The organism is Dactylosporangium sp. CS-047395 (genome assembly GCF_050942185.1).
Classification (GTDB): Bacteria; Actinomycetota; Actinomycetes; order Mycobacteriales; family Micromonosporaceae; genus Dactylosporangium.
On sequence record NZ_CP192015.1, the window covers coordinates 10,963,665 to 10,987,354 of the forward strand.

The following is a 23,690-nucleotide window of genomic DNA, read 5'->3' on the forward strand; positions in this document are numbered from 1 at the left end:
TTTTGGCTACGCGTTTTGGTACGCGTTCTTCCTGCGGCGGGTCGCGAACAGCAGCGATCCGCCGCCGAACATCGCTGCCAGGCCGAGCTGGAGCATCGCCGCGATCGGCGCGCCCGTCACGGCGAGCCCGCTGGTGTGGGTGACGGCACTCTGCGCCTGCACGGTGATCGCCATCTTCAGGCTGTGCGGCTGACCGTTCGGCCCGACGCCGGCGGCCACCAGCGAGTGCGCCCCCACCACCAGGTCCGGCGGCACCCGCACGGGCTTGGAGAAGTTGCCCTGCCCGTCGGTGACGACCGTGCCCAGTTCGAGCGGCTGCGAGTACACGACGATGGTCGCCGTCGAGTAGGGCATGAAGCCCGTCCCGATGACCACGATGTCCTGCCCCGGCGTGGCCGTGTTGATCAGACCCTGATCGGTGGTGAGCGTCAGGTTCGTCTCCGGCGGCGTGCTCGGAATCGCCGGCGCGCTCGGCGTGACCTCGGCCGACGGCCCCGTCGCCACGGAGTCCCCGAGCGGGTTGTTGGCGACCACGGTGACCGTGTACGTCGTGCCGGCCGTCCCGCCCATCACGCACGAGGTGACCGCCGCCGAGCTGGTCGAGCAGGTGGCCGGACCCGGCTTGGCGATCGCGGTGTACCCGGTGATCCCGGTCAGGTTCTGCGGCGCCACCCAGTTCACGGCGATCGAGGAGACCCCGCCGGTCGCGGTGACCGACCCGGGGGCCGGGGTCGCCGGGCTGACCGTGAACGTCTGCGGGACCTGCATGGCCGAGTCCCAGGTGGCGTTCCCGGCCTGATCGGCCGCGATGGTGCACGAGCCGGCGCTGACCAGCGTGACCGTGCCGTTCGACACGGTGCACACGAGCGGCGTGGTGCTGGTGAACGTCACCGCCAGCCCCGACGTGGCCGTGGCCGTGACCGGCACCGTCCCCTTCGACACCGACCAGTCGGCCGGCGCCGGGAAGTCGATCGTCTGGGCCTTGAGCTTCACGTACAGCGTCGGGATGCACTCGCCCTCGGTCCGCGCGCGCTCGGCGCACCCGCCGGTCAGGGCCGACTTGACCCCGGTCTCGTCGGTGACCGTCTTGTTGTCGAACTCGTACTCCCCCGCGACCGAGCTGGTGATCGGCAGCGTGAACTCACAGCTGGCCGACTCCCCGCTGAGCGCGCCCCCGGCGAGCGAGAAGTGATCCGCCCCGGCCGTGGCCGTGACGGTGCCACCACAGGTGTTGCCGTTGCCGCCGACGTTGTTGCTCGTACTGGCGGCGGTGCCGACGGTGACGCCCTGCGGCAGGTCGAGCCGGAACCCGAGCCCACTCGCCGCGGCCGCCGGATTCGTGTCGGTCAGGTGCAGATCCGCGCGTAGCGTGCTGCTCCCCATCACCTCAATGTGCGAGGGCGAGATGCCGACCCCGACCCGAGCGGGCGCCGTGGTGACGGTCAGCGTCTGCGGCGTCTGACTGGCCACGACCCCGCCGCTGACACTGGTGAACTGCGCCGCCGTCACCTGATACGTCCCGGAGGCCTCGGCCAGCACCGGGAACGTGACCGTGCAGTCCTCGATCTCGGCCGACATCCCGAGCCCGGTCGCGACCAGCGCCGTGTCCCCGGGCTCGTTGGAGAAGCCGTTCGCCTCACAGGTGGTGTCGTCGCTGCTCACGGTGTGCCAGAGCTTGCCGGCACCGGGCAGCGAGATCGTGAACCCGAGCCCGCTGACCGACGAACAGGTAATCCCCTTACTGATCATCACAACCAGCGTGGTCGGCTCATGATCGTCGACCGTCGAGGATCCCCAGTGCGCGGTGGCCGTGATGGCACTCTCCGCGCGGTTGGCTTTCTTGGCTTTCTCAGTGCATCCGAACACTGACTGGTCGGCCGCCGCACTGGCGTTCTGCCCCGGCACGCTGACACTCGGCACCGGCGTACTGGTGGTGCTGGGCGTCGGATCGACCTCAGCCGCGGTGATGCTCTGCTTGGTTTGCTTTGCCTTGTTGTCGGCCTTGTTTTGCTTGGTCTGCTTGGTCTTGGCGTCCGCGTGCTTCTTGGCGTCAGCCTTCTTTTTGGCGTCAGCGTTCTTTTTGGCGTCAGCCTGCTGCTTCTTGCCGCTGTGATCCTTGGCGTCCTTCCGGTCGACCGCCGCACCCTGACCAGGTTTGGCCTCCGCCGCAAAGCTCGCCTGCGGCACGGCCAGCACCCCGCACGTGGCAAGCAACGCCACCGCGGCCCAGCGCGTAGACCGTGCCCCTTCCCGCCGAAACATCATTTGGTTCCCCCCGTCCGGGTCCCACGCCCGACTGCGCGCGGATCACCCTTGAGGGAAAATTTACGGCAAATATCCGATTCGTTCGGGTTCGAGCCGATAATCCGTCTCGCGTATTCCCGCTGCGCACGTTGAGCAAGTGCCGGCGGCGGGCGGCGGCGTTGCGCGGGTGCACGGGGTGTGCGATGCGCGGGTGCGCGGCTGCGCGGGTGGTCCGCGTGGCTTTCGGGGCCGTGCGCGTCTTCCCGGGGACGTGGAATGGGCAGCCACCGCGTCCCCCCGGGGGTGGCTGCCCAAGCACTGTGGTGAAGCGGCCGCGGGGCCCGGCGAGACCCCGCGACCGCGGCTCTGCGCTGACGCCGCCGAGCGGAACGCGCCTGCACACGGCCGCTCGGCGGCCATCGTCCGCACCGCCCCGTTTTCCCCGTTCTTCGATGCGGACGAGCCACCGGCCGATCGGCTGCGCGCACGGCAAAACTGCCAAGCGCGCGACCGCCCCCCGGTCTTGAACGCCTTGTAGCTGGTGGGTCCAGGTAAGCGTATCTAGACGTCTAGGTCAGCGCAATTGTTGATTTGCGGAAATGTCGTTAGCCTTGCCGCGTGCGGGGCCGCCTCTTTCCAGTCACCTCCCCACTCGATGACGACTGGTACGAATGGCGCCAGGACGAGCCGCCGCTGGCCGGAACGGTGCTGGTGCGCGTCGGCGTGGGTCCGGGCGGCCGGCTGGTGCTGACCGGGCTGCGGATCGACGGGCCGCCGAGCGCCGAGCTGCTGCGGGCCATCCCGGTCGGGCGGATCGAGGCCGCGGCCAATGCGCAGCTGTCGGCCGATGGGGGCACAGACGGTACAACCGCGGCGGTTTTGGGCTTGAGAACCCGGCCGGCGGCACCGCGGATCGCCGAGGACGTGGGCTGGGAGATGGTCGAGCCCGCGCTGGCCGTCGTGCGCGCGGCTCCGGCCGGACCCGCTCGGTTGCGCGGCCGGCCCGACATTTTCTATCGTCAGGTGGCCGATGTGTACCTCGAGTACGCCGCCGCCTCGCCCCGCCCGGCCTGCGATCTGGCGGACCGGCACGGGGTTCCGGTGAGCACCGCCCACCGCTGGGTCAAGGAGGCGCGGCGGCGCGGGTTCCTGCCGCCCGGGAGGCCCGGCAAGAGCGGCTGAGCCGGGGTGCGCGCCACTTGTATCGTGAACGCGTGTCGATTGACGGGGCGTTACGGGCGAAGGTGCACGGGCTGCTCACGGAGTACCTGGGCGGTCAGGACGTCCCGGCCGACCTCGTCAGCCGGCCGGTCGCGATCCGCAGCGGGACCGCGGTGGTGTACCTGCGCCTGATCGCCAGCGAGCCGCCGTTCGTGCGCGTGTTCTCGCCGCTGCTGCGTGAGCTGGCGTGCTCGCCGGAGCTGCTGACCGAGCTGAACGAGCTCAACTCGCAGCTCAACTTCATCCGCCTGTTCTGGCGCGACGGCAGCGTGTTCGCGGCCGTTGAGATGCTGGCGTCCACGTTGGACCCGATCGAGCTCAGCAACGCCTGCGACTGGGTCGCGGACACCGCGGACTACTACGACGAGCGGCTGCGCGATCAGTTCGGCGGGCGGCTGGCGTTCGACCCCTCCTAGCATTTTTTGTCGTACCAGGGGTGCAGGATGTCCCCATGAAGCTCCTCGTCTCGACCGTCGGCGGAGAACCCGTCTCGGCCACCGATCACCGGGTGCCATCCCTCAACCCCTCCCGGCTCGACGACGTCGTGGCCGAGGTCGCGCTGGCCGACGCCGACACCTTCGTCGCCGCCTGCCGCTCCGCCCGCCGCGCGCAGAAGGCCTGGGCCGACGTGCCGGCGCCGGTCCGCGGCCGGGTCGTGGCCAACCTCGGCCGCTTGGTCGAGGCCAACTTCGAGGCGCTCGCCGCGCTGGTCACCCGCGAGGTCGGCAAGACCCTGCCCGAGGCCCGCGGTGAGGTCCAGGAGATCGTCGACACCTGCGACTTCTTCCTGGGCGAGGGCCGCCGCCTCTACGGCCAGACCGTCCCCAGCGAGATGCCCGACAAGCAGCTGTTCACGTTCCGCGTGCCGGTCGGGGTGGCCGCGGTCGTCACGGCGGGCAACTTCCCGGTCGCGGTCCCGAGTTGGTACCTCGTGCCCGCCCTCCTCTGCGGCAACGCCGTCGTATGGAAGCCGGCCGAATACGCGGCCGCCTGCGCCGACGCGTTCGCCGAGCTGATCCGCCGAGCCGGCGTCCCGTCCGGCGTCTTCGAGATCGTCCACGCCGACGGCGCCACGACGTACGCGGGCCTGGAATCCGCCCTGACCGAGGGCCTCATCGACAAGATCGGCTTCACCGGCTCCTCCGAGGTCGGCGCCCGCATCGGCGAGCTGGCCGGCCGGCACCTGCAGAGCGCCTGCCTGGAGCTCGGCGGCAAAAACCCCATGGTCATCACCGAGGACGCCGACCTGGACCTGGCCGTGCACGGCGCCCTGTTCGCCGGCTTCGGCACCGCGGGCCAGCGCTGCACCTCCCTCGGCACCTTGATCGTCCACGACAGCGTCCTGGACGAGTTCACCAGCCGCCTCGAGTCCGCCGTCCAGGGCGCGGCCGTAGGCGACCCGACCGACCCCGCGGTCCTCTACGGCCCGCTGATGAGCTCGCGGTTCGCCGAGCGCTACGAGGGCTACCTCGACTGGATCGAGGACCACCACCGCGTCTCAGGCTCGACGGGCACCGGCCGCATCACGGCTTCGAACCCGCGCACCGGCTTCGTCGGCGACCCTTGGGCCGGCTTGTTCTACCACCCGGTGCTGGTCCACGGCGTGCGGCCGGAGGACAAAATCTTCCAGCAGGAGACCTTCGGCCCCCTGGTCGGCGTGGCCCGGTACGCATCGCTGGACGAGGCCCTGGAACTCGCGGACGCCCCGGGCTACGGCCTGTCGGCAGCGATCTACACCACCGACCCGCGCAAGGCCTTCGAGTTCCGCCGAGGCACCAGGGCCGGCATGGTGAGCATCAACAACTCCACCTCAGGCGCCGAGGCCCACTTACCGTTCGGCGGCAACGGCCGCTCCGGCAACGGCAGCCGCCAATCGGGCGTGTGGGTCCTGGACCAGTTCACCCGGTGGCAGTCAATGAACTGGGATTACTCGGGTCGGCTCCAACGCGCCCAGATGGACACTCTGACGATCACGCCGGATCTGGGGTACCGGTTGGAGTCCTAGCACCCGCGCGGCTGCGGGTCTGCGCGGCTGCGGGTCTGCGCGGCTGCGGGTCTGCGCGGCTGCGGGTCTGCGCGGCGGTGCCCCAGTGGGGCCGCGCGGCTGTGGGCCTGCGCGGCTGTGGGCCCGCGCGGCTGTGGGCCCGCGCGGCTGTGGGCCCGCGCGGCTGTGGGCCCGCGCGGCTGCGGGCCCGCGCACCTACGCGGCCGCGCACCCCGCGCACCCGCGCACCCGCGGAGCCACGCACCCGCGCGGCCGTGCACCCGTGCAGCCGTCCACCGTGCACCCGCGCGGTGCGCACCCGCGCGGCCACGCACCTGCGCAGCCATGCACGCCGCGCGCCCGTGCGCCCGCGGCAATCACGCATCCGCGAAGCCGTGCACGCGCGGCCGTGCACGCGCGCACCCGCGCACCGATGCACCTGCGCACTGCGTAGACGTGCCCCGCATAGCCGTGCAGCCGTGCAGCCGTCCACCGTGCACCCGCGCGGCACGCACCCGCGGCCACGCACGTGCGCAGCCACGCAACCCGCGCGCCCGTGCAGCCACGCAGCCGCGCAGCCACGCCGGAAGACGCGCGGACCCGGAAGACGCGCGGCACCCAGGGAAAAACGAAGTGCCCCCGCCGCTGAGAAGCAGGCGGGGGCACCTCAGTTTCAGGTGATCACTACCGGGGCCGCATGACTACCAGGGCTGCGGAGCCGGGGGCACCACGACCGGCGGGCGGTCGTCGCACGTGATCGTGTTCGGCAGCTCCCACGGCGCCAGCCAAGGGCCCGTGGTGCCGCCGCCGTCGTTGCCGCCCAGGTCGGTCAGGGAGAACTCCGAACCGGCCGGGGTGAAGTGGAACGAGCCGCAGTTGTTCACGCCGACCGCCCCGACGTTGCGGGCGTCGACGTTCTCGAAGGTGGCCGAGCCGGCCACGCGGGCCGAGACGACCGAGGTGCCGGTGCCGTCGACCTTGATGTCCTTGAAGTGGACGTTCGTGATCGAGTACTGGTCCTTCACCGGGAAGTCCACGACCAGCATGATCGCGTTGTAGGTGTTGTCGAGGAAGTTGTCCCCGACGACCTGGATGTTGGCGTCCATGTTCTTCTCGAGCGCGTACAGCCAGATCGCGCCCAGGCCGATGTTCCAGTTGAGCTCGTAGGTCCCGGCCCGGACCGTGGTGTTGTTGGTGACGTTGATCGTCCCGGCGAACGGCTGGGCGCCGAAGCGGGTGCCCAGGTGCAGCGCGCTGCCCTCGCGGATCGGGTCCGCGACGAGGTTGTTCGAGACGGTGATGTCCTTGCCGCCGTAGATCGCGATGCCGTTGGCCAGCGTCGGGGTCTGCACGGTGTTGTGGTCGAACGTGTTGTTGGCGTTGGTGGTCGTCTCCGCCCACATCGCCATCGCGTCGTCGCCCGTGTTGCGGAAGAAGCTGTTCGACACGGACGAGTTGGTGACGCCGGTGTGGAAGTTGATGCCGTCGGCGATCTGGTCGACGACCGTGGTGTTGGTGACCTTGGTGTTGTTCATCGGCCCGTCGAACCAGAGGCCGACCTTGGTGTGCTGGATGTACAGCCCGTCGATGGTCGAGTCCGACATGGCCCCGCCGATGCCGTTGACCTGGTCGGTGTCGATGCGCTCGCGCACGTCACCGATGATCGAGAAGCCCGACAGGTGCACGTTGCGGCTGCCGCCGTCCTTGGCGTACTTGCCGTAGAAGCCGACCCCGGTGTGGACCGAGTTGTCCGGCGCGGGCTCGCTGAGCGCGACCTCGTGGCCCTTGATGATCGTGTACCACGCGCCGGCGCCCTCGATCGTGACGTTGTCCACGATGATGTGCCGGTTCACCTGGTACGTGCCCGGCGGCACGTACACCTTGAGGTGCGTCCACTTGGCGAACGCGATCGCCATGTCGAACGCGTCCGCGGAGTCGCGCTTGCCGGTCGGGTCGGCGCCGAAGAACAGCACGTTCGACGCGATCAGGTTGAGCTTCGGGCTGCCGACGACCTGCGAGTCGAGCAGGTCGATCGCGGTCCAGGCGGCCTTGCTGCCGGCCGGAACCGTGAGCCGGACCTTGTCGCCCGCCTTGTACGTCTTGCCGAGCAGCAGCCGCTGCTCGTCGTAGAAGTGGAACGGCCGGAACGGCTTGGTGATCTGCGGCGCCGGCGAGGTCGCGGCCGGGACGCAGGCGCACTCGGTGATCCACCAGTCGGCGTGCAGCAGGTCCGCATTGGGATCGTTGGAGAACGGGTACTGGTTGTACAGCCAGGAATACTGCGAGGTCAGCGTCATCGTCTGCTTGGACTTGCCGTTGACCGTCACGTCCAGCGGCGCGGTGATGCCGCCGCCGTTCGGCGCGTCCGGAATGCTGTACCGGACGTTGATCGCGTTGGCCGCGCTGGGCAGCGTGAACTCCACGTATTGCCCGGGCGTGAGCTTGACCGCCGACCGGCCGGAGGCCTCCGCCGGCAGCGTGTACGCCGTGCGGTCCGGGCCGATGACCACCCCGTTGGTCTGGGCCTTCTCCGCCTCCTGCTCGGCGAAGCCGACGTTGGCGCCCCGGCCCGCGACCAGCGCGGGGTCCAGGCCCGCCCGCGTCACCGGCGAGGCCGACGCGGCGAAGGCGGTGGTGCCACCGGCGACGATGAGCCCGAGGCCGACGGCGGCCGCGGTCGCCGCCGCGGACCACCGCGATGGTAATCCTGTGGTGCTCCGTGACATCGATTGACTCGTTTCTCTCGGGTTGGCAGCGCGCACCCAGATGCATCGAGTTGGCGGAACGTTCGAGCGCAGGTGATTGGGGTGGTGCACCTCGACGCTCGAGGCGGGGTGGGAGCGGACGCCATGAGGTGAGGTGACATTAGGGCGGCCGCAGCCCCTTGCACAAGGTCTTGCGACATATTTGCGTAACACTGCCGCCTTCTTGCACGGCGCGTTGTCCGAATTGGACCGAGTGCGGGGCCTACGCGACTGCCGCCGCGGCCACCACGGCCGCGCAGATGCCGGCGAGATCGAGGTCGCTCGTGACGTACGGCGGCATCGTGTAGACCAGGTCGCGGAAGGGCCGCAGCCAGACCCCGTGCGCCACCGCCGCGTCGGTCGCCACGGCCATGTCGACCTCGTGGTCGAGCTGCACGACGCCGATCGCGCCGAGCACGCGCACGTCCCGCACGCCGGGCACGGTCCGGGCCGGCTCCAGCCCCGCGCGGAGCCCGGACTCGATCCGCCGCACGGTGCCGGCCCAGTCGCCGGCCAGCAGCAGTTCGATCGAGGCGTTCGCGACCGCCGAGGCCAGCGGGTTGCCCATGAACGTCGGGCCGTGCGCGAGCACCGGAGTCTCCCCGCGGCTGATCCCCTGCGCGACCCGGGGAGCGCACAGGGTCGCGCCCATCGAGAGGTACCCACCGGTCATGGCTTTGCCGACGCACATGACGTCGGGCGCGACGCCGGCCAGATCGGCCGCGAACAATGCGCCGGTGCGCCCGAAGCCGGTCGCGATCTCGTCGAACACGAGCAGGACGTCGTGCTCGTCGGCCAGTTCGCGCAGCGCGGTCAGATAGCGGGGGCTGTGGAAGCGCATCCCGCCCGCGCCCTGCACGACCGGCTCGACGATGATCCCGGCGATCTCGTCCGCGTGCTCGCGCAGGATCTTCGCGATCTCGTCGACGTAGCCGGCGTCGAAGTCCACCGGGGGCATCGGCACGAAGACCTGCTCCGGCAGCACGCCGCGCCACAGGCTGTGCATCCCGCCGTCGGGGTCGGTCACCGACATCGGGTGGAACGTGTCGCCGTGGTAGCCGCCGCGCCACGTGAGCATCCGGCGTTTGCGGGGGCGGCCGAGCGACAGGTGGTACTGCAGACACATCTTGATCGCGACCTCGACCGCCACCGAACCGGAGTCGGACAGGAACACGTGCCGCAGCGGGTCGGGCGTGATGTCGACCAGGGTCTTGGCCAGGCGCACCGCGGGCTCGTGGGTCAGCCCGCCGAACATGACGTGGCTCATCCGCCCCAGCTGGTCGTGCACGGCGGCGTCGAGGACCGGGTGCCGGTACCCGTGGATCGCCGCCCACCACGAGGACATCCCGTCGACGAGCTCGCGACCGTCGGCCAGCCGCAGCCGGACGCCCGATGCCGACGAGACCACCAGCGGCGGCCGGCTCGCCGGCATCGGCGCATACGGGTGCCAGACGTGCTCACGGTCGAGGTCCTCGAGCGCCATGTTCAAGACCATAAGCGCAGGCCTCGCCGGTACTGCCGGTCAGCCCTGCGGCTGCGTGATGTTCACCATCCACTGGATCCCGAACTGGTCGACGAGCGAGCCGAACTCGTCGCCCCACATCTGCTTCTCCAGTGGCATCGACACCTTGCCGCTGGCGGCGAGCTTGTCCCAGTACCCCCGAAGCTCGGCGGCGTCGGTCCCGCTGAGGCTGATCGTGATGTGATCGCCGGGGTTGAGCGTCATGTTGGGCGGCGTGTCGGAGGCCATCAGCGTGTATCCGCCGGCGCTCTCCAGCTGTCCGTGCATGATCTGGTCGGCGATGGCGGCGTCGTCCGAGCCGAACTCGCCGAAGGTGTTCATGCGCAGCTCGCCGCCGAACACGCTCTGGTAGAACTCGAGCGCCTGACGGGCGTTGCCCCGGAAGTTGATGTACGGGTTGAGCCTCGAAGCCACAGCAAACTCCCTTGGTCGTTGTGACGGTTCGCGCTAGGGCGAGCCTAGTGCGGAATGCTGGGCCGCGAGGGCATCTCCGAGGGCGGTGCGACGGTAGAGGACGGACCGCCCGGCGCGGGCCGAGCGGACCAGCCCGCTGCGGCGCAGGACCGCCAGGTGATCGCCGACCGCGCCCACGGCGAGCCCGAGCCCGGCCGCCAGCTGGGTGGTGCTGGCCGGCTCCTCCAGCGCGAGCAGCAGCCGGGCCCGCGACCGCCCGACCAGCTCGCCGAGCGCCTCGCCGCCGGCCGGTGCACCCTCCCAGAGCGCGCCGACGCCGCGGGCCGGGTACACCAGCGCGCGCCGCCACGGCGGGTCCATGTACGCGCCCACACCCGGCCAGATCAACGCCGAGGGCACCAGCAGCAGGCCGGCGCCGTCGGAGGGCACTGTCCGTACACCCGGATCCGCTCCTGGCAGTTGCGCCGGGGCGGCGAACTCGATCGCGCCGTCGTGCCACCGGACCCGCCGATGCAGGCCCGCGAAGGCGGCGGCCCAGCCACCCTCCCCGAGCCGCCCGGCGCGATGGACCACGTCGGTCTCGCAGATCGCCCGCAGCTGCGGCCAGTCCGGCGCGAGCAGCACCGTCCAGGCCGTCTCCAGCGCCCGGGCCAGCCGCTCCACCACGTCGTCGGCCTGGAGGGTCGCGAGGACGGCCGCATCGGGCCGGGGCCCCTCGGCCAGCGCCCGCGCGATCTCCCGCCGCGCCACCTCCAGCGGCGTGGCCCGGACGGCGGCGAGGTCGTCCTGCACCGTCTGCTGCATCCCGGCGGGCGGCGGACCAACGAAGTCGGCCCCGTACCGCGCGGTGTGCAACGCCACCACGGCATCGAGCTCGGTCTCGCGCCGCAGCCGCGCGTACTCGGGCCGCAGCCGCGCGAACGGCCCCGGCGACCCCAGCCCGGCCAGCCGCCGCAGCAGCCCGCCCAGCTCGAAGAGGGGCGACACCGCGAACCGCGTGTGCAGCAGGTCCTCGGCGGCGACCTCGAGCCGGAGCATGGCTCGACCTTACGTCCAGGGACGAATCAGTGCCCCGCGATCGCGTCCCTCGCGAGGCTGACAGGCATGACGACGTACACGTCCGTGCTGCGCGACGACACCTTCCGCGTCCTGTTCGGGACCCGGACCTTGAGCATCCTCGCGGACACCCTGCGCATCGTCGCGCTGTCCCTGCTCGTGTACGCCGCCACGGACTCCCCCGCCCTGGCCGCCCTCGCGTACGGCATCGGCTTCCTGCCCCAGCTGATCGGGGCCAGCGTGCTGGGCGCGCTGGCCGACCGCATCCGCCCCCGCCGCCTGATCGTCCTGGGCTACCTGGCCGAGGCCGCCGTGGCCGTGGTGCTGGCGGCCGTTCCGCTTCCGGTCTGGGCCGCGCTGCTGCTCGTCGCCGCGGCCGCCCTGCTCACCCCGGTCTTCATGGGCGCGCAGAACGCCCTGATCGCCGACGCCCTCACCGGCGACGCCTACGTGCTGGGCCGCTCCCTGGCCGGCGTCGCCTCCTCGCTGGCCCAGCTGCTGGGCCTGGCCGCGGCGGGCGTGGCGGTGGCCACCATCGGCGGCCGCAACGCGATGTTCCTGGCCGCCCTGGGGCACCTGATCGCCGCCGCCTGGACCAGGCTGTCACTTCCAGAGGCTTCCGTGGTACGCCCCGTGCGTGGCGGAATCGCCGCCGCCAGCTGGCGCGGCAACGCGGTCCTGGTGCGGGATCGCACGGTACGGCGGCTGCTGCTGGTCCAATGGCTGCCGCCCGCCTTCATCACCGGCGCGGAGGCCCTGATGGTCCCGTTCGCCGCCCAGCGCGGCTTCGCCCCGGGTGTCGCGGGCTGGCTGCTGGCCGCGATCCCGGTCGGCATGGTCGCCGGCAATCTCGTGGTCGGCCGGCTGCTGGCCCCTCCGCGCCGCGAGCGCCTGGTCCCGTCGCTGATTGCGCTCATGGGGCTGCCCTGCCTGGTCTTCGCGCTCCCGGGCGGGCCGTCGTGGCCGATCCTGGCGGCCGCCCTGGTGGTGGTCGGCTTCGGCTTCGCCTACGCGCTGGGCGTCCAGGCCGCGTTCCGCGATGCGCTGCCGGCCGAGGGTCGCGGCCAGGCGTTCGGCCTGCTGAGCACGGGTCTGATGACCGCGCAGGGCCTGCTGCCGGCGGTGGCCGGCCTGCTGGCCGAGTCGATGCGCCCGGCGCTGGTCATCGCCCTGCTGGGCGCGGCGACCCTGCTGACCGCGCTGACCGCCCGGACCGCTCGGACCGCCTGGACCGCCCGAACCGCCGCCAGTGGTTCCGGATTGGCCGTTCACGGTGGCCGTGGCTCGGGGTCATCGTGGGGTGCATGATCTCTCTTGGCGCGGCGGCGGGCGTGGCACTCGTGGCGCTGGGCATGGTGCTGACCCCGGGGCCGAACATGATGTACCTGGTCTCGCGCAGCATCGCCCAGGGCCGCCGGGCCGGCCTGACCTCGTTGGGCGGCGTCGCGGTGGGCTTCCTGGTGTATCTCGCGCTGGCGGCGACCGGGCTCTCGGTGGTCTTCACCGCGGTGCCGGCCCTCTACACGACGGTGAAGCTGGCCGGCGCCGCGTACCTGGCGTACCTGGCCTGGCAGGCGGTCCGCCCGGGTGGCACGTCGGTCTTCGCGCCGGTCGAGCTGCCGCCGGACTCGAACCGGCGGCTGTTCGCGATGGGGCTGATGACCAACCTGCTCAACCCGAAGGCGGCCATCATGTACGCCTCGCTGATCCCGCAGTTCGTCGACGTCCGGGCGGGCCATCTGGTCGTCCAGGCCTTCGCGCTGGGCGGCATCCAGATCGCCGTCAGCATGCTGGTGAACACCGCGATCGTCTGCGCCGCGGGGACGATCGCCGCCTTCCTGGCCCGCCGGCCGACGTGGTTGCGGGTCCAGCGGTACGTGACCGGGACGCTGCTCGGGCTGATCGCCGTCAAGCTGGCCACGGACAGGGCCCGCCCGGGAGTCGTGGTGTAGAGATGGTGAGGTGACGGTCGAGGAGGAGCTTCGCGCGCTGGCGCCACAGGTGCTGGGCGTGTTGGTCCGGCGCTACGGGCAGTTCGACGCCTGTGAGGACGCCGTCCAGGAGGCGCTGCTCGCGGCGGCGGTGCAGTGGCCGGCCGAGGGGGTGCCCGGCAATCCGCGCGGGTGGCTCATCACCGTGGCCGTCCGGCGGTTGACCGACCAGTTCCGGTCGGAGGATGCCCGGCGGCGGCGGGAGCAGGCCGTCGCCGCGCTCGAGCCGGAGCCGGCCGAGGCGGTGTCCGAGCGGGACGACACGCTGACGTTGCTGTTCCTCTGCTGCCATCCGGCGCTGTCGGCGGCCTCGCAGCTCGCGTTGACGCTGCGGGCGGTGGGCGGGCTCACCACGGCCGAGATCGCCAGTGCGTTCTTCGTGCCCGAGGCCACCATGGCGCAGCGGATCAGCCGGGCCAAGGCGAAGATCAAGGCCGCCGGAGCGCGTTTCGGGCCGCCGCCCGACGAGGAGCGGCAGGCCCGGCTCGAGGTGGTACTCCACGTCCTGTACCTGATCTTCAACGAGGGCTACACCGCCAGCTCCGGGGCGGAGTTGTCGCGCAGTGACCTGACCGCCGAGGCCATCCGGCTCACCCGGGAGGTGCATCGGGTGCTGCCCGACGACGGCGAGGTGGCCGGGCTGCTGGCGCTCATGCTGCTCACCGATGCCCGGCGGCCGGCCCGGACGCTCCCCGACGGGACGCTGGTGCCCCTGGCGGAGCAGGACCGGTCGCGGTGGGTGCGGGCGATGATCGACGAGGGGACGGCGCTGATCACCCGCACGCTGCCGCGCGGGCCGGCCGGCCCCTATCAGCTGCAGGCCGCCATCGCCGCGGTGCACGACGAGGCCGGTGATGCCGCGGGCACCGACTGGCCGCAGATCGTGGTGCTCTATCAGCTGCTGAACCGGGTGGCGCCGAACCCCATGGTCACGTTGAACCACGCCGTGGCGATGGCCATGGCCCGGGGACCGCACGCCGGGCTGGAGCTGCTGGCGACGCTGGACGCGGACGAGCGGATGGCCGGCCACCACCGCCTGGCCGCGGTGCGCGCGCACCTGCTGGAGATGGCCGGGTCGCTCCACGAGGCGCGCGAGTGGTACGCGCTGGCCGCCAAGCGCACCACCAGCGTTCCGGAGCAGCGGTACCTCGAGCGGAAGGCGGCGGCGCTGCCCGGCTGAGTCAGCGGCCGCGGGCCATGTTGATGACGCCGCGGACCACCTGGATGACGCCCCAGATGATGGGGCCCCAGGCGACCACGTACACGGGGATGTCCGCCGCGTAGGTGCACACCGTGATGGCGATGCCGGCCGCGATCCAGATCAGGCCGAAGATGATGTCCCGCTGGCCCTTCGAGGCGAGCGCGCTCTTGGCCTCCGGGGACTGCTGCACCTGCATGTAGTGCGGCTGCTGCTGACCTGGCTGACCATAGGGCTGCTGACCGTAAGGCTGCTGCTGACCGGGCTGGCCATAAGGAGCCTGCGGCGGCCCGCTCTGCGGATAGGGCGGCGCGGCCGGCGGCGGCGCCTGGTAAGGCTGCTGGCCGTAAGGCTGCTGCTGGCCGGGCTGGCCGTAAGGCTGCCCGTACGCGGGCGGCTGCCCCTGCGAAGAAGGATCGTATCCAGGCTGCATGACTCTGTCCCCGTCAGGAAATCGGTCGACCATGGCGGTTCAGCGCCGCCATGAGGTGATCAAGAAACTCGTCCCGCCCGTCGACGATAGCGATCGGGATCATGATGGACGTGCCGCCCTCGGCCAGCAGGTTGTAGTGGCTGAGCTTGCCGGCGGCGTCGCCGCGCTTGCCCAGGACCGACTGCATGCCGGTGATCTCGGGCCAGGAGAAGGCCTGGACCTTGCCGTTGTGGCGGTAGACGAAGCCCTCGCCGAATACGAAGTAGGACCGGTTGCCGACCACGATCGTCCGGATCGCCGTGACGATGGCGAAGACCATGCCGAAGCAGAAGAACAGGCCAATGAAGCGGACCACCGAGTACATGGCGTCGAACACGCTCATCTTGCTGCCCAGATAGCTGATCCCGATCAGCAGGCCGAGACACCCGGCCGCGATCACCAGCCACAGCAGGAACCTGTTGCGCGCGTTGGCCAACTGCCGAACGCTCAAGAGCGGGCCGAACCCGCGAGCCTGTGCGGCCTGGCTCACATCAGCCGGCACCTCGCCCGTAGGCAGAGTGCTCCCCCCGTAGGTCACCGCGTCCTCCCCGTATGCGTGGCAACCGGCCCGCCCTTGGGCCTAGGCCCTGTCCTGCCGAGCTTGCCGGCCTGCACCGGGCCCAGATTCCGGCTGCGCACACATCGCGGAAGGCCAGTTACAACCCGGTAACCGACCTCCCGCGCTGCGCACGCAGCCGAAATCTGGACTCCGTCTCGGCTCGACAAGCTCGGCAGGACAGGGCCTAGCGCACGATAACAGTCGATGCGAGGAAGCAACAGACCGTAACGGGACAGCAATGGGCTCGGCGCCGTCGAGGCCTTCCTCGCACCCGACGACGCCGAGGTCACAGAGGGGAACAGGAACCTAGTACGCGGCTCGCCGGCGCCCACGCGTACCGCGGAAGATGCGGAACGCGGCGAAGGCACCGATCGCGAGAGCCAGGCCACCCACCGCCCAGACGGCGTCGGGCTGGATGGGGACCGCGGGCGTGCTGTTGTTGGCCTTGGTGGTGGGGGCGGCGGCACCGGCGGGCTCGGGCAGCGCCCCGAAGTTGACGTTGCCGATGCTCTCCAGCAGCGTCATGTGCTTCATCACGACGCTGACCGCGGTCTGCGCGAAGGTGCGCACGAGCTCGTTGCGCGTGCCGGAGCGGATCTGGGACACGAGCGCGAAGACCTTGCCGTGCGCGGCCCGGAGACGGTTCGCGAAGATGTCGTCGAACGTCGAGCCGGTCTGCGGCTCCATCTCGTTGAGCCAGCCCTGCTGCTCATCACTGGGCTTGTTCGGCAGTTGTACCCCGAGCTGCGCCGAAATCTGCCGCACCTGCTGGTCGAGGCCCTTGTGGTCGGTGGCGAGCTGCCGGCCGACCTCCTTGACCCGCTCGTCGCCGGCGCGGGTCTGGGCCATCTCGCCGGCCGGACCCTCCCAGAGCCCGGCCTGGCGCACCTTCGTCAGGAACTCGCGGTCGACCGGGCCGAGCGGGCCGGCGCTGGTCATCGTCCAGCCCGCCGGCAGGGCGGTCCCGGTCGGCTGCGGCCCGGTCGCGGCGACCTGCACCGGGTTCGTGGCCGCACCCGCCGGGGCGTATCCGTTCTGCTGCGCACCGCCAGCAGCACCCGCCGAGCCCGCCTGACCACCGGTCAGGGCAGTGCGCAGGTTGGGCACGGCCAGGATCACGCCGACGGCCGCAACGATCAGCAGCCACCAGGGCCACGTGCGGCGGCGCGGCCACGGCCGGGCTCCAGCGCCGTCAGGCTCGACGGTGTACATCAGTAGCCGCCGGTTCCGCCGTCACCGTTGCCGGTGGGCGCGGCAGTCGCGGCCGGGGGCTGCACCGCGGTCGGGGCCGGCGTGGGCAGGCAGGTGAGGTTCTTCTTGCCGTCGGGAGCCACGACGAACCAGACGCCGCCGACGTTCTGGCCCTTCCAGGCGCCGGGCTTCGGGTCGCCGATGTAGCGGTACACGGGCCAGCCGGCCAGCGTGATCTGGCGGGAGCCGTCGTCGCGGGTCACGGTGCCGACCACGGACGGGTCGACGCCGGTGAGGTTTGGGTTGCCGTCGGTCAGGGCGGGCGGCCAGACCTGCGCGCACTTGTCGGCGCAGTTGGACTTCGGGGGCTTGGCCGTGTCCTTGTCGAACCGGTACAGCACCCAGCCTTCCTGATCCGTGACGACCTTGCCCATCTTCGGGATCGAGGCGGCCTTGAGTTCAGTGGTCAGCGGAGCCGCGGGCGGCGTGGCCACCGGCGCGAGGCTCGAGCCGGCGCCCACCTCGACCAGGGGCGCGTCGGCCTGGGCGGCCGTGTCGGCGGTGTTCTCGGTGTTCGCGCCGGGGGGCGCGCACGCGGTCAGGGCGGCCAGCGCGGCCGCCGCCGCGGCACAGCCGGCCACGGTGGCGGTGAGCCTGGTTGCTGCCACTGGTTCCTCCTCGGTTGGCGTTTTCCGTGTTCCGCCAAGTGGTACGGATGCCGGCGGGCCCGGAGACTGAAGGATCCAAAGTGGACAAATTCACAAACATTAGTGCCCGGGAAGTCGAACTACCGGGCGCCGCGATCCGTAGTACCGGTGCGGGCGTCCATCGCGGCCCGGAGGGAACGCAGCGCGTAGTACACACGCGACTTGGCCGTTCCCAGCGGCAGCCCGAGCAGCTCCGCGACCTCGTTGACGGTGCGGTCACGCAGGTAGGTCTCCACCAGGATCTCCCGGTGCGCCCGGCTCAGGCTGCGCAACGCGTCCATCACGACCATGTTGGCCAGCACCCGCTCGGTCTCGTCCGACTGCGCGAGATCGGCCAGCCACAGCTCGTCCAGGTCCTGCCCGTAGGTCTCGCCCGCCCGAGCGCTCGCGCTGCGATGCTCGTCGATGGCGATCCGGCGGGCGACGGTGAACAGCCACGGCCGCAGCGAGCCGACCGCGGTGTGGTCGAACCGGTCGGCGTTGCGCCAGGCCCGCAGCAGGGTCTCCTGCACGATGTCCTCCGCCCGCTGCCGGTCGCCGCCGGTCAGCCGCGCGACGAAGCGCAGCAGGGCGTCGGCGTGCTCGCGGTACAGCGCGACGAGCAGTTCGTCGTCGGCATCGCGGGGTCCGGCCGAGTGCCGTTGGGTGCGGTTTCCGTACGCCTCGATCATCACGTCACCGTTTCGGGGCAGCCATGCGCAGCGCGAGTGCCGGACACATCGCCACCGCTTGCGCGGCAACGGGTTCGAGCCGCACCGGCACGGGTGCGTCCATGAAGGCCGGATAGCCGTTGCCGTCCAGCTTGATGAGGTCCGGAGCCACGTCGGCGCACAGTCCGTGGCCGTCGCAGCGGGACCAGTCGACGTGCAGCCGGCGCGTGCCGCCCTCGTCGCGGGCGGTGGGCACCGGCAGCACTCCGGCGACCGAGCGTCCGCAGTCGCCGGAGCGGGCGTGGCGGGCGAGATCGTCGGCGAAGACTTCCAGAGCAGAGGTGGCGAATCCGGCCGTACCGTCGGGATGACTGCAAGCCCCGCGCCCCTTGACCCCGGCGGCCGCCGCGCGCACCACGGCCGGATCCCCGGACCCCGTGGCCAGCCCCTCGACCGCGCGCGCCAGGTCCGGCAGGCCCAGCCGGCACGGGCCGCACTGGCCCGCCGACTCGGCCGCGAGATACCGCACGACCCGCGCCACCTCGCCGACCGGGCACGTCTCCGGCCCCAGCGGCAGGATGATCCCGGCCCCGAGCGCGCCGCCGACCGCCTTCATCCCGGCGCGCGAGACCACGGCCCGCGACGCGGCGTTCATGTCCAGCCAGCGGCCGTGGAAGCCGCCGGTGAGCACGGCCGGGCCGGCCGGGACCGCGCACAGGTCGAGCACCTCCTCCAGCGGCGTGCCGGTGGGGCACTCGACGACGGCCGGGTGCCGGGCGCTGCCGGTGACGCTGAGCAGGACCGTGCCCGGCTCCTTGTTGTCCGCGTCGCCGACGTCGCAGTACCGCCGCGGCCCGACCCGGGCCGCGATCGCCAGCTGCGCGAACGTCTCCGCGTTGGACAGCAGCGTCGGCTGCCCCTCCACCCCGGACTCGGCCGCGCGGCGCTTGATGCCCGGCGGGATGTGCGGGAAGCCGTTGATGCCCTGCACCAGCGCGCCGCCCTCGCCGGAGATGAACCGGTGCGGCACGCGCACCACGCGGGAGGGGACCGGCATGTCCCGCTCGGCGAGCGCGTTGAGCAGCGAGCGCTCGCCCACGCCGTCGTCGGCCACGCACAGCACGATCTCCACCGCGCGCAGCGCCCACGCGACGAGCGCGGCGCCGTCGAGGATCAGGTGCGGCGCGCGGGTGAGCAGGACCTTGTCCTTCCACGCCGCGGGCTCGCCCTCGGTCGCGTTGACCACGACGAACGGCGCGAGCATGCGCCGCTCGACCGCGTCGGCGACGGCCTTGACCTTTTTGTGGAACGGGAAGCCGGCGCCGCCGCGCCCGGTGAGCCGGATGTCCTCGGCCAGCTCGAGCAGGCCCCGCAGGTTCAGCGGGCCGATCGGGCCGTGCACCTGCTGGTGCGCGCGCAGGTCGAGCCGCTCGGCGCGGTCGAGACCGGCGGTCAGCCGGGCCGGGCCGATCGACAGGACCGTCGGCACCACGGGCGCGACGGTGGCGGTTGCACCCCGGCGACCGCTCATGCCGACACCTCCGCAAGCTCGCTCATCGGGCCTCGCCCCGCATGCGGTTCCAGAAGTCGATGTCGTCGTCCTCTTCGGCGGCGGCGTGTCGGCGGCCCCGCTTCTGCTGGGCCTCCTCGCGCTCCTGGCGGCGCAGCTCGCGGCGCAGGTCCAGGTTGACCAGCGTGGGGGTGTCGTCGTCGGCGTGCCGGGCCTCGGCCTCGGCGGCGGCGGCCGCGCGGCGCGCCGCGAACCGGTCGCGCAGGGTCATCGGAGCGGCCTCATCGACCCGGACCGGCTCCTCGTACCGGGGCTCCTCGTACCGAGGCTCCTCGTAGCGCTGCTCCTCGTACCGAGGCTCCTCATAGCGAGGCTCCTCGTAGCGAGGCTCTTCGCGGCGCTGCTCCTCGTACGAAGCGTAGGGGTCGTAGTCGTCGTAGACCGGCGTCGCCACACCGCGAGCGGGCTCGGCGACCGGCTCGTAGACGGGCTCGTAAGGCGGCTCGAACACGGGCTCGACGAAACTGTCCTCATAGGACGGAATCGCCGTCACCGGCTCGGCCTCGGCCACGGCCTCCCGCCGGTAGTCCGCCCGCAGATCGGCCTTGCTGTCCGAAGTGGACCAGAGCTGGTCGGCCGGCGGTGCGTCCCACTGGAAGCGCCGCGAAGAGCGAGGAGCAGTGCGCCGCTCGTACCCCGCCGGCGCGATCCGTCCGATCGGCGCGATCTCCGTCGTGGTGCGGTCGGCGGTGAGCTGCTGGCGCCGGCGGTTGCGCTCGACGGAGAGCCGCAGCCCGAGCGCGACGAAGGTGAGGAACGCCAGCAGCAGGTAGCTGGCGGTGACCCAGACGGCCGGCGGCCGGCCGGCGTTGAGGCCGTGCCAGAGCGCGACGGGCCAGCACAGGTACGCCGTCGCGTGCAGCGGCCGCCACATCCACGGCTTGCCGGTCTGCGCGAAGCGGGCGCGGACCATGCCGGTCCACATCACCATGATCATCAGGTACGCCGCGATCGAGCCGGCCCCGATGGTGAACGGCGCGGTGGTGAACGGCACGAGCGCGCCGAACACGCTGACCCGCGCGGCCATCAGCTCGGTGGCGATGTGCAGGCCGAGCATGCTGATGGCGACGATGCCGAGCGTGCGGTGCACCGACTGCACCCAGACGCGGTGCCGCGCCACGAGCATGATGCGGTCAGTGGCGACCAGGCCGACGATGACCGTCAGCGTCAGGGACACCAGCGTGAAGACGCCGCAGTAGAAGACCAGGAAACTGAACAGCTGGGTCATCGTCTCGCGCCCGCCGCCGGTCACGACGCCGAGCAGGAGCAGCGCGGCCAGGACCACGAGGCCGACGTTGACCGCGGACGGCGAACCGCCCAGTGTGGAACGACCGCGTGGTGGCTGGGCCCCACCGGAGCCCGGCGGGTGCGGCTGAACCATTGCAGTTCCTCTATCCTGTTGAGCTGGTTTCCGACGGTTTTCACCGCCCGGCGAAACCAACCTAGGCAGGGCCTGAGGAATGGGTCAATTTAAGTTTCATCGTGCCCGAACCAGGCTTCAGAACATGATCCACATGGCCTGTTTCAAAGTCTGTTAAACCTCTTTATTGATCGATGAGACGCGGCGCGGGACGCCAACCGGCCATATTCCGAAGGTAAATGTCCGGTTTGTCGGCCATCACCTGCACATGGTGCACACACCGGGGTAACGCGTTATCGATCCACTTCGAACCGTTACCTGTGCCGGTTCGTGAGGTATTGCTTAAGTGACTGTTAGGGCTTCTTTCGGAAACCCTTGAGCCGCGCTTGATCACGTCGTTCGGACCCGCACAACCGGTGCGACGTGGCACCCGCGAGGTTCGTACACATGTTCGTCCACAGCCTGTGGATAGCACATGTGTACGACGGCGTTGTCCCAGGTCAGATGCGGTACACCGCACACGCACCGGAGCGGAACATGAGCGTCGCGTAGCGGCCGAGCTCCGGGGACGGCGGCATGATGTCGTCCTCGGTGAACAGCCAGCGGACGTGGTACCGGTCGCGCAGGACGCCGATCGTCATGGGGGACGGATCGGTGAACGCGGCGTCGTTGTCCGCGAGAATGCGGGGGCGCCAATAGTCGGTGTGCTCCTGCGGCACGCCCTGAAGTGTTTCCTGATTGTGGGCCTCGGCGGTGTAGGCCCAGGATTCGACCAGGACCCGGCGCTCGCTGTAGGCGGCGATGCCGAAGTGCCGGCGGTCGCACGCCGAGCGGCCCCGGCGGCCCTCGTAGGCGCAGTGCATGTTGGTGGCCACCAGGTCGTCCGGGGACGAGTGGTCGCGCAGCCAGCGGCCGGCCTCCAGGGTGCCCTGGGTGACGATCGGCCACAGGTCGGCGCGCTCGCTCCAGCCGTTGGCGCGGCCGTCCTGGACCGCGTAGGTGACCTGGCGAACGGCGGTCGGGGCGGTGCAGCCGAGCAGGAAGACGGCGACCAGGCCGTAGCAGACCGGGCGGCGGCGGGCCAGGAGCAGGCCGGCGGCGGCGACCGCGGCGATGACCGCCCAGGGCCAGACCAGGTCGAGGGTGACGGCGGCGGCGCGGCGCTCGGGGCCGATCACCGGGACCTGGCGGCCGTCGAGCAGGCGGATGGCGTAGATCAGGGCCACGCCGGCCGCGAACGCGTACAGGACGCGCGCGGACTTGACCATTGCCAGCAGGCCCCACACGGCCAGCGCGGCCAGGTAGGGGCGGGCGCCCTGCAGGAAGAATCCCTCGGCCTGACCTCCGGAATGGCCGAACAGCACCAGAATGGCGAATCCGGCCAGGCCCAGACCGAGCAATAGGACTGCATCGGGGCCGAGCAATCCGCGGCGGAGGCCGAATGCGCCGCCCCAGATGGCGAGCCAGCCGAATGCGGTGAGCGCGAAAAGCACGATCAGGCGGTACAACCGCGGATCCTCGGTGAAATGCGTGCTGACGCCGGCCGGATTGCGCCGCAGGGCGTCCAGCGGGCCGAGCCCCAGGCCCTGGCTCTGCCCGCCGAAGAGCACGAGCTGGGCGAACACCAGCCAGCCGAGGACGACGGCCAGCGCGGCCGCGGCGATCCGGTGCAGGCGCCGTTCTCGCAGGAAACACACCGCGAGCACGAGCAGCAGGCCGCAGAAGAGCGTGGGCAGGAAGCTGGCCTTCGCCCCGGTGACCGCGGCCGGCAGCAGCAGGAACGCGAGCCGGCGGCGGCGGTCCGCGCCGTGCTCGCGCAGCAGATCGAGCAGGACCAGCATGACCGGGACGAAGACGAGGGCGCCGAAGGTCTGCGTCGGGCTGGTCCACAGGGTCAGCCGGATGTTCGAGCCGTCGTCCGTCGGGTTGAAGCCGTAGTCGCGGTAGAAGAGGTCCTGCACCCAGCCGTACGGGTCCGGGGCGAGCGCGAAGAACGAGGCGAGCGCGGTCAGCGCGCCGGCGGTCCACGAGCCGCCGACCCGCCGGCCGACCGCGGCCACGGCGACGACCAGAGCGAAGCTCACCGGGAGCACGGACAGGCGGGTCACCAGGGCGTACGGCTCGATGCCGGTCGCCCAGCTGGTCGCGGCCATGTCGGCGTACGCGAACCAGTGGTAGTAGATCGGCTCGCTCACGACCCACGGGGTGACCAGGTCCATGTGGTGCTTCAGCTCGCCGACGAGCGCGAGGTGGAAGGGCAGGTCGATGTCCGGCTTGCCGTAGCTGGGCCAGCCGAAGCCGTGGTGGCGGTAGTAGAGCGTGCTCCAGAACAGCAGGACGAGCGCGATCGCCGCGAGCGTCCACGCGTGGGCGACGGGCTGGCGGTCGGCGGGGCCACCTCCCCGCCAGTACCGTCGCAGGCTCTTGAAACCGAGGAAGGCGGCGATGACCGCGATCGGGACCGCGAGCGCGGCCAGGGGCACGCCGAGCGCGCGCGCCGGGACGTAGGCGAGCACCTCGAGGCCGTAGCCGACGGCCGTGCCCACCGCGAGGTCCTCGCCCAGCCCGCGGGAGCCGCGGTGGATGAGCCGCCACACCAGCATGCCGGGCAGCGTGACGGCGAGCGCGACGTAGGCGGCGAAGGTCAGGAACACCGGCAGCGAAACGCCGTAGGCGTGCAGGACCGCGCCGGTCGCGCCGAACACCAGCCCGGCCGGCCACCACCCCGATCGCCACGACACCCGGATGGCCCGCCCGGGCCGCGTGTCGGAGTCGTCCCGTTCGGCGAGCAGGGTCGTCATGCCCCG

At 71.4% G+C, this 23,690-nt stretch carries 20 protein-coding genes; 7 read left to right on the forward strand and 13 right to left on the reverse strand.

Annotation, left to right across the window (positions count from 1 at the left end):
- Positions 1-6 precede the first annotated feature (6 nt).
- Positions 7-1,749, reverse strand: a complete 1,743-nt coding sequence (locus ACQP00_RS51185; RefSeq protein WP_433211786.1) for a hypothetical protein — start codon at positions 1,747-1,749, stop codon at positions 7-9.
- A gap of 64 nt (positions 1,750-1,813) precedes the next feature.
- On the opposite strand from ACQP00_RS51185, the gene ACQP00_RS51190 reads away from it, so the two are divergent.
- From ACQP00_RS51190 to ACQP00_RS51205, 4 genes are all read left to right on the forward strand, one after another.
- A complete protein-coding gene (locus ACQP00_RS51190; RefSeq protein WP_433211789.1) occupies positions 1,814-2,113 on the forward strand; it encodes a hypothetical protein in 300 nt (99 codons plus the stop codon).
- Positions 2,114-2,862: 749 nt separating this feature from the next.
- On the forward strand, positions 2,863-3,426 hold the full coding sequence (locus ACQP00_RS51195; protein WP_433211792.1) for a hypothetical protein: 564 nt from the start codon (positions 2,863-2,865) through the stop codon (positions 3,424-3,426).
- Between the two features lie 32 nt (positions 3,427-3,458).
- Entirely contained in the window at positions 3,459-3,881 is a 423-nt protein-coding gene (locus tag ACQP00_RS51200) for a T3SS (YopN, CesT) and YbjN peptide-binding chaperone 1 (protein WP_433211795.1), read from the forward strand.
- Between the two features lie 35 nt (positions 3,882-3,916).
- Positions 3,917-5,470: an aldehyde dehydrogenase family protein gene (locus ACQP00_RS51205; protein ID WP_433211798.1), complete on the forward strand. Its 1,554-nt coding sequence runs from the start codon at positions 3,917-3,919 to the stop codon at positions 5,468-5,470.
- Between the two features lie 680 nt (positions 5,471-6,150).
- Here the strand turns inward: ACQP00_RS51205 and ACQP00_RS51210 are convergent.
- The 4 genes from ACQP00_RS51210 to ACQP00_RS51225 form a co-directional block, all read right to left on the reverse strand.
- On the reverse strand, positions 6,151-8,175 hold the full coding sequence (locus ACQP00_RS51210; protein ID WP_433211801.1) for a glycosyl hydrolase family 28-related protein: 2,025 nt from the start codon (positions 8,173-8,175) through the stop codon (positions 6,151-6,153).
- 241 nt (positions 8,176-8,416) lie between these two features.
- Positions 8,417-9,676, reverse strand: coding sequence for an adenosylmethionine--8-amino-7-oxononanoate transaminase (locus tag ACQP00_RS51215; protein ID WP_433211804.1), 1,260 nt, complete (start codon positions 9,674-9,676; stop codon positions 8,417-8,419).
- A gap of 39 nt (positions 9,677-9,715) precedes the next feature.
- The gene (locus tag ACQP00_RS51220) at positions 9,716-10,129 is read right to left on the reverse strand and encodes a VOC family protein (protein WP_433211807.1); all 414 of its coding nucleotides are present in this window, start codon (positions 10,127-10,129) and stop codon (positions 9,716-9,718) included.
- A 33-nt stretch (positions 10,130-10,162) separates the two neighbouring features.
- Entirely contained in the window at positions 10,163-11,167 is a 1,005-nt protein-coding gene (locus ACQP00_RS51225) for a winged helix-turn-helix domain-containing protein (protein ID WP_433211810.1), read from the reverse strand.
- 66 nt (positions 11,168-11,233) lie between these two features.
- Between ACQP00_RS51225 and ACQP00_RS51230 the strand changes: the two genes are divergently transcribed.
- Genes ACQP00_RS51230 through ACQP00_RS51240 form a run of 3 tightly spaced genes read left to right on the forward strand, consistent with a single transcriptional unit; the run spans position 11,234 to position 14,356 of the window.
- Entirely contained in the window at positions 11,234-12,493 is a 1,260-nt protein-coding gene (locus ACQP00_RS51230) for an MFS transporter (RefSeq protein WP_433211813.1), read from the forward strand.
- A complete protein-coding gene (locus tag ACQP00_RS51235) occupies positions 12,490-13,137 on the forward strand; it encodes a LysE family translocator (RefSeq protein ID WP_433211816.1) in 648 nt (215 codons plus the stop codon). Before ACQP00_RS51230 ends, ACQP00_RS51235 begins: the two co-directional genes overlap by 4 nt.
- 10 nt (positions 13,138-13,147) lie before the next feature.
- Positions 13,148-14,356: an RNA polymerase sigma factor gene (locus ACQP00_RS51240; protein ID WP_433211819.1), complete on the forward strand. Its 1,209-nt coding sequence runs from the start codon at positions 13,148-13,150 to the stop codon at positions 14,354-14,356.
- A 1-nt stretch (position 14,357) separates the two neighbouring features.
- Here the strand turns inward: ACQP00_RS51240 and ACQP00_RS51245 are convergent, their stop codons facing one another.
- The 8 genes from ACQP00_RS51245 to ACQP00_RS51280 form a co-directional block, all read right to left on the reverse strand.
- Positions 14,358-14,807: a hypothetical protein gene (locus ACQP00_RS51245; protein WP_433211822.1), complete on the reverse strand. Its 450-nt coding sequence runs from the start codon at positions 14,805-14,807 to the stop codon at positions 14,358-14,360.
- 13 nt (positions 14,808-14,820) lie between these two features.
- Entirely contained in the window at positions 14,821-15,384 is a 564-nt protein-coding gene (locus ACQP00_RS51250; protein ID WP_433211825.1) for a hypothetical protein, read from the reverse strand.
- Between the two features lie 327 nt (positions 15,385-15,711).
- Positions 15,712-16,617, reverse strand: a complete 906-nt coding sequence (locus ACQP00_RS51255) for a DUF4142 domain-containing protein (RefSeq protein WP_433211827.1) — start codon at positions 16,615-16,617, stop codon at positions 15,712-15,714.
- On the reverse strand, positions 16,617-17,264 hold the full coding sequence (locus ACQP00_RS51260; RefSeq protein WP_433211830.1) for a hypothetical protein: 648 nt from the start codon (positions 17,262-17,264) through the stop codon (positions 16,617-16,619). Before ACQP00_RS51260 ends, ACQP00_RS51255 begins: the two co-directional genes overlap by 1 nt.
- A 119-nt stretch (positions 17,265-17,383) precedes the next feature.
- Complete coding sequence (locus ACQP00_RS51265) at positions 17,384-17,974, reverse strand: sigma-70 family RNA polymerase sigma factor (protein ID WP_433211833.1); 591 nt, start codon at positions 17,972-17,974, stop codon at positions 17,384-17,386.
- A gap of 4 nt (positions 17,975-17,978) precedes the next feature.
- Positions 17,979-19,484 (reverse strand): NADH-ubiquinone oxidoreductase-F iron-sulfur binding region domain-containing protein, encoded by a 1,506-nt coding sequence (locus ACQP00_RS51270; RefSeq protein ID WP_433211836.1) that lies wholly within the window; start codon positions 19,482-19,484, stop codon positions 17,979-17,981.
- A 22-nt stretch (positions 19,485-19,506) separates the two neighbouring features.
- Complete coding sequence (locus tag ACQP00_RS51275; protein ID WP_433211839.1) at positions 19,507-20,904, reverse strand: hypothetical protein; 1,398 nt, start codon at positions 20,902-20,904, stop codon at positions 19,507-19,509.
- A gap of 479 nt (positions 20,905-21,383) precedes the next feature.
- Entirely contained in the window at positions 21,384-23,684 is a 2,301-nt protein-coding gene (locus ACQP00_RS51280; protein WP_433211842.1) for a hypothetical protein, read from the reverse strand.
- Positions 23,685-23,690 lie beyond the last annotated feature (6 nt).

What these genes read in the sequence shown, in the direction of transcription:
- ACQP00_RS51255 (WP_433211827.1), bottom strand. Translation starts at nt 16,617, where the DNA reads ATGTACACCGTCGAGCCTGACGGCGCTGGAGCCCGGCCGTGGCCGCGC.
- ACQP00_RS51185 (WP_433211786.1), bottom strand. Translation starts at nt 1,749, where the DNA reads ATGATCAGTAAGGGGATTACCTGTTCGTCGGTCAGCGGGCTCGGGTTC.
- ACQP00_RS51265 (WP_433211833.1), bottom strand. Translation starts at nt 17,974, where the DNA reads ATGATCGAGGCGTACGGAAACCGCACCCAACGGCACTCGGCCGGACCC.
- ACQP00_RS51210 (WP_433211801.1), bottom strand. Translation starts at nt 8,175, where the DNA reads ATGTCACGGAGCACCACAGGATTACCATCGCGGTGGTCCGCGGCGGCG.
- ACQP00_RS51270 (WP_433211836.1), bottom strand. Translation starts at nt 19,484, where the DNA reads ATGAGCGGTCGCCGGGGTGCAACCGCCACCGTCGCGCCCGTGGTGCCG.
- ACQP00_RS51215 (WP_433211804.1), bottom strand. Translation starts at nt 9,676, where the DNA reads ATGGCGCTCGAGGACCTCGACCGTGAGCACGTCTGGCACCCGTATGCG.
- ACQP00_RS51280 (WP_433211842.1), bottom strand. Translation starts at nt 23,684, where the DNA reads ATGACGACCCTGCTCGCCGAACGGGACGACTCCGACACGCGGCCCGGG.
- ACQP00_RS51230 (WP_433211813.1), top strand. Translation starts at nt 11,234, where the DNA reads ATGACGACGTACACGTCCGTGCTGCGCGACGACACCTTCCGCGTCCTG.
- ACQP00_RS51245 (WP_433211822.1), bottom strand. Translation starts at nt 14,807, where the DNA reads ATGCAGCCTGGATACGATCCTTCTTCGCAGGGGCAGCCGCCCGCGTAC.
- ACQP00_RS51275 (WP_433211839.1), bottom strand. Translation starts at nt 20,904, where the DNA reads ATGGTTCAGCCGCACCCGCCGGGCTCCGGTGGGGCCCAGCCACCACGC.
- ACQP00_RS51205 (WP_433211798.1), top strand. Translation starts at nt 3,917, where the DNA reads ATGAAGCTCCTCGTCTCGACCGTCGGCGGAGAACCCGTCTCGGCCACC.
- ACQP00_RS51225 (WP_433211810.1), bottom strand. Translation starts at nt 11,167, where the DNA reads ATGCTCCGGCTCGAGGTCGCCGCCGAGGACCTGCTGCACACGCGGTTC.
- ACQP00_RS51235 (WP_433211816.1), top strand. Translation starts at nt 12,490, where the DNA reads ATGATCTCTCTTGGCGCGGCGGCGGGCGTGGCACTCGTGGCGCTGGGC.
- ACQP00_RS51190 (WP_433211789.1), top strand. Translation starts at nt 1,814, where the DNA reads ATGGCACTCTCCGCGCGGTTGGCTTTCTTGGCTTTCTCAGTGCATCCG.